This window comes from Bacillus sp. HU-1818 (assembly GCF_022695965.1).
In the GTDB taxonomy this organism is placed as follows: Bacteria; Bacillota; Bacilli; order Bacillales; family Bacillaceae; genus Bacillus; species Bacillus atrophaeus.
Map to the genome: position 1 here is coordinate 1 of NZ_JAAPBE010000013.1, position 9422 is coordinate 9422.

The 9422-nt window shown below is 46.7% G+C and carries 2 protein-coding genes; both read left to right on the plus strand.

The window, feature by feature from the left end; genetic code table 11:
• Positions 1-3586: amino acid adenylation domain-containing protein (locus GXP75_RS21265; RefSeq protein WP_242557808.1), on the plus strand; the 3586-nt coding region annotated here is incomplete at its 5' end.
• 25 nt (positions 3587-3611) lie between these two features.
• Positions 3612-9422, plus strand: a 5811-nt coding sequence (locus GXP75_RS21270; RefSeq protein ID WP_242557809.1) for a non-ribosomal peptide synthetase, incomplete at its 3' end; no start/stop codon positions are given.

Sequence of the window (9422 nt, forward strand, 5' to 3'; positions counted from 1 at the left end):
AGCTTATGAACATCAGGATTATCCGTTTGAAGAACTGGTCGAAAAGCTCGACGTTTATCGAGACACAAGCCGCAATCCGCTGTTTGACGTCATGTTCGCTCTTCAAAACATAGATCATGAAAATCTGATGGTGGAAGATCTGCGTCTCCGGTCTGCTGATATTGAGCATAAAGTGTCCAAATTCGATTTGACACTTTATGCATCGGAAGAACCCAAAGGGGAGCTCCGTTTTCATCTGGAATATAATACTGATTTATACAAGAAAAAAACAATAGAACAATGGCTGAAATACTTGATTCATATCTTTCGGGAAATTACCGAAGATCATACAGTGACTCTAGGGAAATTCAATATAGTTGATGAAGATGAGACAAGATTAATTATTCAAGAATTCAACCGTACAAAGATGGAATATCCAAGGAATGAAACAGTCAGCCGCCTTTTTGAAAGACAAGCCGCAAAAACGCCTGATGCCGCAGCCGTTGTCAGCCATGGACAAACATTGACTTATCATGAACTGAACAATCGGGCGAACAGGATCGCGGCGGTGCTCCGGGCAAAAGGGGTCGGTCCTGAAAGTGTCGTAGCTTTATTGACTAAGCGCACACCAGAGCTTGCGGCCGGAATATTAGGAATTTTGAAAGCAGGAGGGGCTTATCTTCCTATCGGAGAAGACACACCGACTGAACGAATAGAATGGATGCTGTCAGATAGCGGGGCTGGGATTCTCCTTCAATCTGAAAAACTCGGGAACGATTTCTTTAATATAGAAGGAGAATATGAACAAATTTTCATCGAAGCGATCCAAGAGCAAGGAAATGATACGGAAAACCTTGAATCACTTGCCGGACCGGATTCACTTGCCTATATCATCTATACATCCGGATCAACTGGAAAACCAAAAGGAGTAATGATTGAGCAGCGAAGTGTCATTCGTCTTGTGACAAACAGCAATTATATTGAGGTTACACCTTCAGACCGGCTTCTGATGACTTCTTCATTTGGTTTCGATGTAACCACTTTTGAAATATTCGGGCCGCTGCTTAATGGCGCAGCTCTATATATGGCCGACAAAGAAACGTTCCTTGATTCCCATCAGCTTGAGACATACATACACCAAAACGGAATCACAACATTATGGCTGACTTCACCTCTTTTTAATCATTTGACCGAACAGAATGAGAATACGTTTGCCGGTCTGTCCACATTGATCATAGGCGGTGAGGCTTTATCTGCCAGCCACGTCAATCGGGTTCGGAAAGCCTATCCGTCAGTGGCAATATGGAATGGATATGGGCCGACTGAAAATACGACGTTCTCAACCTGCTTTGAGATTAAGAGATGCTACGAGCATTCAATTCCGATTGGCCGTCCGATTGGAAATTCAACAGCCTATATATTAAACAACTGGGGAATGCTTCAGCCGATTGGAGCAGTCGGAGAATTATGTGTTGGCGGTGATGGAGTAGCAAGAGGCTATCTTGGCCGTCCTGAGTTAACAAAAGAAAAATTTGTGCCTAACCCTTTTGCAACTGGCGAACGAATGTACCGAACCGGTGATTTAGCCTGCTGGCTGCCGGATGGAACCATTGAATATGCCGGGCGTATGGACGAGCAGGTGAAAATCCGCGGCTACCGGGTCGAGCTTGGGGAAATAGAAACAGCGATTCGGCATATAGACAGAGTCAAGGAAGCTGCCGTATTGGCGCGCCCGGGACAGTCTGGAAGCAAAGAGTTAGTCGCATACATGAGTTTGCAAGCAGACATGGATGCTGAAAAAGTACGTTCACAGCTTTCCCGTACATTACCAGGATATATGATACCTGTATATATGATTGAAATGGACGCTCTTCCGCTAACCACAAACGGGAAACTGGACAGAAATGCGCTCCCTGAACCAGAACTCTCATCAAAATCAAAGTACGTACAGCCGCGAAGTGAGCTTGAAGAACAGCTTGCGCTGATATGGCAGGAAGTGCTTGGCCTTGAGAAAATCGGAATTGAGGATTCGTTTTTTGAACTGGGCGGAGATTCAATCAAAGCTCTTCAAGTATCTGCACGTCTTGGTCGTTACGGATGGAGTATGACGGCAAGCGATTTATTCCGGCACCCGAGAATCAAAGATGTATCTGCTGTAATTCGCAAAACAGCAAGAGTGATTGACCAAGGGCCGGTGAAGGGCGAAGTTCCATTGACACCTGTCCAGCACTGGTTCCTTACTCAACGTATTACAGACAGACACCATTTCAATCAGTCTGTGATGCTCTTTAACTCCGGCAGATTGATAGAGAAACCGCTGCGGGAGACTTTACAAAAGCTTGCGGAACACCATGACGCACTTCGTATGATATACCGCAAAGAGAGCGGACATGTAATACAAATCAATCAAGATATTCATGAAACAGAGTTGTACACCTTGAACGCCTCAGATTTTTCAGATACAGAATCTTGGGAAAGTGAAATTGAGAAAGAGGTCGCAGGTCTTCAAAGAGGGATGAATATAGAAGAAGGACCGTTGTTAAGAGCAGGCTGGTTTAAAACGCCTTCGGGAGACTATTTGTTCCTGACGATTCACCATCTAGTCGTTGACGGGGTATCGTGGCGGACTTTGCTTGAAGATTTGTCTGCCGGCTATCATCAAGCGGCGTCGGGGCAATCCATTCAGCTTCCGCCCAAGACAGATTCATATAAAGAGTACGCAGAACGCCTCCAAGATTACGCGCAAAGCAGCAAGCTGATTCAAGAAGAAGCTTATTGGCGTTCTGTAGAAGAGGAAACAATAGCGGCACTCCCATATGAAAAGCCGCAGCACAATGATACAAATGACAGCAGCCAAAACACAGTGCGCTTTACACTTTCTGAAGAAGACACGACCGTCCTGCTTCAAAAAGTAAATCACGCTTACGGCACAGATACACAAGATATTCTGCTTACGGCAGCAGCATTAGCGATTCGGGACTGGACCGGGGAAAGCAAACTTCGGATTGTGATGGAGGGACACGGAAGGGAAAACATACTCCCGAATGTGGATATCAGCCGCACAGTCGGGTGGTTCACCTCGATGTACCCAGTGCTTCTTGAGATTCAAAAAGAGCCAGGCGAGTTGGGAACTGCGGTGAAAACGGTGAAAGATACGCTTGGGCGAATACCTCAGAAAGGGACCGGATACGGCATTTTAAAATATATAACAAAGCCGGAGAACAAAAGCATACAGTTTGGGGGAGCTCCCGAGATCGGATTTAACTACTTAGGGCAATTCAACGATACAGAGCGGCAAGAAACCTTCAGCTTATCAGGGCTTGCAAGCGGAGAGGACATCACACGCTCATGGCAGCGTGAGCAGATAATAGAGATCAGTGCATTGGCGGCGGAAAGCAAACTGCACTTAAATCTCAGCTATCCGCCAAACCGATTCCACAGAAAAACGATGGAACATCTTTTAAACGGGATTCAAAACTATTTGCAAAGCATTATGAAACATTGCGCAGGCAAACAGGAGACAGAAAAAACATTGAGCGATTTCAGCAGTAAATCGTTGACAATGGAGGATTTGGACAGCATTTCCGACTTAGTTCAAGAACTGTAGAAAATCGTAACAGGGAGACATGAACATGACAAAAGCGAATTCCATTCAAGATATTTATCCGCTGTCTTACATGCAGGAAGGGATGCTTTTCCATTCCCTTCTGCATGAAGACTCACGGGCATATTTTGAGCAAGCCGTATTTTCAATCGCAGGAGAAGTACATGCACGCTTTTTTCAGGACAGCATCAATGCCCTAGTGGCACGCCATGACATTTTCAGGACCATTTTCATTAACCAAAATGTTTCCGCACCGCAGCAAGTGGTACTTAGAGAGCGGACTCTAACCGTCCAAGAAGAGGACATTTCTCATTTAGACGAATCCCGTCAATCTGAATTCATCGAGAACTATAAAGAAACAGACAGGGAGAAGGGATTCAACCTGCAAAAAGACGTGCTTATGCGCATCTCTCTCCTGAAAACAGGGAACCAGCAATATACCTGCCTCTGGAGTTTTCATCACATTGTGATGGATGGCTGGTGCTTCAGCATTGTGCTGAAAGAATTTTTCCAAATTTACGCTGCCCATATCAACGCTTCACCTTTAACACTGGAGCCCGTCCGGCCATACGGAAGCTACATCAATTGGCTGATGGAGCAAGACAAGGAGCAGGCGATAACCTACTGGAAAAGTTATCTTGCCGGATATGAGCAGCAAACTGCACTGCCAAAACAGAATAAAACAAAGGGCAAGCAAAAAAGCGGCCAAGCGCATGTCACGTTTTCGTTCTCAAAAAAAGACAGCAGCAGACTTTCAGAAATGGCTGTAAAGGAAGAGGTAACACTCAGTACATTGTTCCATACGCTGTGGGGCATTCTGTTGCAAAAATATAATAATACCGATGACGCGGTCTTTGGATCGGTCACCTCGGGAAGACCTTCTTCTATTGAAGGGATTGAAAATATGGTCGGCCTTTTTATCAATACAATTCCAGTACGTGTGCAAGGAGCTGATGCGCCAGTTTCCGAGCTGATGAAAAGGGTACAAAAAGAAGCTTTAGCTGCTGAAGCGCATAGTTATCATCCGCTATACGAGATACAGGCACACTCTGCCGTAAAGCAAGGTCTGATTGATCATATTCTTGTTTTTGAAAACTATCCGGTCCAGAATGAAATCGATATGCTGAACTGTCACGATGATGCACAAGAACTCTTTCAGATCCATCATTTTTCAGTGGCTGATGAAACCAATTACAGCTTTTATCTGATGGTGGCTCCGGGTGACGAAATCCATATCAAAATGAGCTATGATTCTGGTGTATACGACCGATCGTTTATATTAGGTGTCAAAGGGCATTTGACTCATATGGTTTCGCAAATTCTAGACAACGCGGATATCTCTCCCGCCGGAATTGACATCACAACGAGCAGCGAGAAACATCTGCTGCTCGGAAAAAAGGAAGCTGATGCACCTGATTATCAAACGATTCATTCTATGTTTGAGAAACAAGCGGAACTGACGCCGAATATGCGGGCCGTCACCTATCAAGGCCGGTCAATAACATACAGAGAGCTCAATGAAAACGCCAATAAACTGGCTCGGATCTTGCGAAAGCGAGGCGTCAGAAGACAAGAACCGGTCGCCATCATGGCCGAACGCTCACCTGAATTAACGGCCGGGATCCTCGGAATTTTGAAAGCAGGCGGCTCTTTGGTTCCGATTGACCCAAATTATCCGCCTGAAAGAATCCGGTTTATTCTTCAGGATAGCTGCTGTTCACATTTGGTATCACACCGAAGTCTGGCCTCTTTGTTGGAATCGGTCAATGAGGAAGCTTTAAGGACTGTTACATATACGGAAGAAAGTGCGCAGGAAGAGGACGGAAGCAATGTGAAGCCCGTCAATACAGCGGATGACTTGCTGTATACCATTTATACGTCGGGCACAACCGGGAAACCAAAGGGCGTTCAGCTTGAACATAGGAGCATGGCAAATTTGCTGCACTTTCAATTCACAAACTCCGGAATTAATTTTCGGACTAACGTGCTCCAATATGCCACACCTGCCTTTGATGTCTGTTATCAAGAAATATTTTCAACGCTGGCTGGAGGCGGCACAGTCCACATCGTGCCTGAACCTATTAAAAGAGACGTTTCTCAGCTGTTTGCGTTTATCGCCGACCATAATACAGAAATCGTATTTCTTCCAACCGCGTTCATTAAAATGATGTTCAGCGAGGAAGAATACGCGAACGCATTTCCTGATGACGTGAAGCATCTGATTACGGCCGGGGAACAACTAACGGTCTCCCAACTCTTCCAACAAGTACTGCGCCGTCACAACACGGTGTTACACAATCATTACGGACCTTCTGAAACCCATGTCGTGTCTGCTTATAGCATTCATCCGGGGGAGCATATCCCTGAAAGTCCGCCAATCGGCAAACCGATTGATCATACGTATATGTATATTTTAAACGGACAAAAACAGCTTCAACCGAGGGGCATCGCGGGTGAATTGTACATTTCCGGCTCAAGCGTGGCAAGGGGGTACTTCCGCAATGAAGAGCTGACTCGCGAAAAGTTTTTGCCTGATCCTTTCAGACCCGGAGCCACGATGTTTCGTACAGGCGACATGGCAAGACTGTCAGAGGACGGCTATATTGAATATATCGGCCGGACCGATGATCAGGTGAAAATCCGGGGTTACCGGGTCGAACCTGGAGAAATTGAGATGACATTACGGAATCACCCGAAAATTAAGGAAGCGGCGGTTATCATTAGGCAAGATCATGCCGGCGCAAATGAATTGTGTGCTTACTACAGTGCGCCTAACCGATTGGATTCTCTAGCATTGCGCCGCTATCTTGCAGAAGAAATGCCGGAATATATGATTCCGTTAAAGTGGGGATGGGTGGAAAGCATACCGCTGACTCCGAATGGAAAAGTCGACAAAAGATCTCTTCCAGAACCGGAAGCTGCCGCAGACGATAAGCAATATGCCGCACCGAGAAATCTTTTCGAGATGAAGCTGGCACAACTTTGGGAAGACGTGCTGAAAGACGGCCCGGTGGGAATCCGCGATAACTTTTTCGACCGGGGCGGCCACTCATTGAAAGCAACAGCGCTTGTCTCCCGTATTGCCAAGGAGTTCGGCGTTCAGGTGCCGCTTCAAGAAGTGTTTGCCCATCCGACGGTGGAGGGTCTGGCTGCTGTCGTCCGGGAAGCTGAGGAAAACCCGTATGCGGAAATTGAGCCGGCTCCAGAACAAGAGGTTTATCCTGTCTCATCAGCGCAAAAGAGAATGTATGTGCTTCAGCAGATGGAAGACGGCGGCGTCGGCTACAACATGCCGGCGGTACTGGAACTGGAAGGAAAACTAGACCGCGGGCGTTTGGAAACTGTATTCAAAAAACTGATCAGCCGCCACGAGCCGCTTCGAACCTCCTTTGAAGAAGGAACAGACGGCGAACCGGTCCAGCGCATTCATTCAAAAGTAACATTTGCTTTAAGTGAACAAGAAAAGACATCGGCTTTTATCCGTCCTTTTGATCTCAGCAAAGCCCCGCTTTTACGGGCAGGCCTAATCAAGGAAACAAACGAACGCCATCTGCTCTTGGTCGATATGCATCACATCATTTCAGACGGTGTGTCCGTTCATACGTTGATTCGAGAATTCGGCGATTTGTATGCACACCGAACGCTTGAACCGTTACGTATTCAATATAAAGACTATGCTGTGTGGCAGCAGGAATACAAAAGCGGCGGCACGTATCAGAAACAGGAAGCTTACTGGCTGAATCAGCTTAGCGGTGAGCTGCCTGTGCTTGAACTGCCGGCAGACAAGCTTCGGCCGGCAGTGCGAACCTTCGCCGGAGACAAAGTTTCATTCATCATCAGCAAAGAGATTACATCGGGTCTAAAACAACTTGCACGCAAAAACGAATGTACTCTGTACATGACGCTCCTTGCTACATATACAGCTTTCTTGGCGCGGCTGAGCGGACAGGAAGAAATAGTAGTCGGGTCGCCTATTGCCGGACGGCCGCATGCCGATCTTGAATCTATACTCGGCATGTTCGTCAACACACTGGCGCTTCGGACCCTCCCTGAAGGCGGTAAGCGTTTTTCAGAATACTTGCAGGAAGTGCGACAGACAGCGTTGGAAGCCTATGAGCATCAGGATTATCCATTCGAAGAGCTGGTTGACACGCTCGGTGTCCAGCGGGATATGAGCCGCAACCCGTTATTTGACACGACGCTTACGCTCCAAAACATGGAACAGCAAAAGCTGCAATTAGACGGTGTGCAACTTAAAACCGCAGATGTTGACCACCCAATATCTAAATTTGATATATCTCTTTATGTAACAGAGAACGAAGAAGAGCTTTATTGTCAATTTGAATACAGCACTTCATTGTTTGAAAAGGAGACGATTCAACGCTGGTCGCGATTTTTCTTGAGACTGGTAGAAAATACTGTCAGCAGCCCTGATACAGAATTAGACGACATCCCGGTGCTTACAAAAGAAGAAGAGAAGACCTTTATTCATTCATTCAGTCCTCTTCCGACAACAAGCTTGCCGCTGGCTCAGACACTGCATCACCAGCTTGAAAAACAAGCGGCAAAAACACCAGAACGGCCGGCTGTCTTTCACGGAGAGGAGGTTATCTCCTACAAAGAACTGAACGAACGGGCCAACGGAGTCGCTTGGGAGCTGATTGAAAGGGGAGTTACATCAGAAACTGTCATTGCGATCACAGGCAGGCGGTCACCGGAAATGCTGATCGGCATATATGCCATTTTGAAAGCGGGCGGCGCTTATGTTCCTATCGATCCGGAGTACCCGGAAGAACGTATCCGCTTTTTACTGAAGGACAGCGGAGCTAAGCTTCTTTTAACTGAATCCGGCAGTTTCAAGATCCCGTCTTTTGAAGGTGACGTACTAGATCTCAACATAAATGTCAGCCGAGAAAAGAATTATCTTATCAATCCCGATGTGTCAGTACGGCCGAATTCGTTAGCCTATATCATCTATACATCAGGCTCAACCGGAATGCCAAAAGGTGTGCAGATCGAACATCAGTCGGCAGTGAATTTTTTGCAATCCCTGCAAACCCGCTATCCGCTTAACGAATCGGATATGATTTTGCATAAGACATCTTATTCGTTTGACGCTTCCATTTGGGAGTTGTTCTGGTGGCCGTACGCAGGTGCTTCCGTCTTTCTGCTTCCTCAAGGAGGCGAAAAGGATCCCGAATTGATAAGAAAGGTGATAGAAGAAAAACGAATAACGGCAACTCATTTTGTTCCTTCCATGCTGCATGCGTTTTTAGAATATGTGGAAAATCGCGCTGTACCAATCGTACCTATCGGCCTGAAGCGAATATTTGCCGGTGGTGAACAACTGGGTGCACATCTTGTTTCCCGTTTTTATAAATTGGTGCCAGGTGTTGAATTGACCAATTCCTATGGGCCGACAGAAACGACAGTAGAAGCAGCCTATTTTGATTGTCTCTTAGATAAAGACCTGAAGCGAATTCCCATCGGTAAACCTGTTCACAATCTCCGGCTGTATATTTTAAACAAGAAAAAGCAGATTCTGCCGACCGGTTGTACAGGCGAACTGTATATCGCCGGGAATGGTGTGGCCAGAGGTTACCTGAATCGCCCAGAGTTAACAAAGGAACGCTTTCTCGCTGATCCGTTTTATCCTGGGGAACGGATGTACAAAACCGGGGATCTGGCACGCTGGCTGCCGGACGGGCAGGTTGAATTCCTCGGCCGTTTGGACGATCAAGTGAAAATCCGCGGCTACCGGATCGAACCCGGCGAAATCGAAGCGGCTCTCCGGAACCTGGAAGGTGTGCAGGAAACAGCCGTCCTCACCCGCACAGAA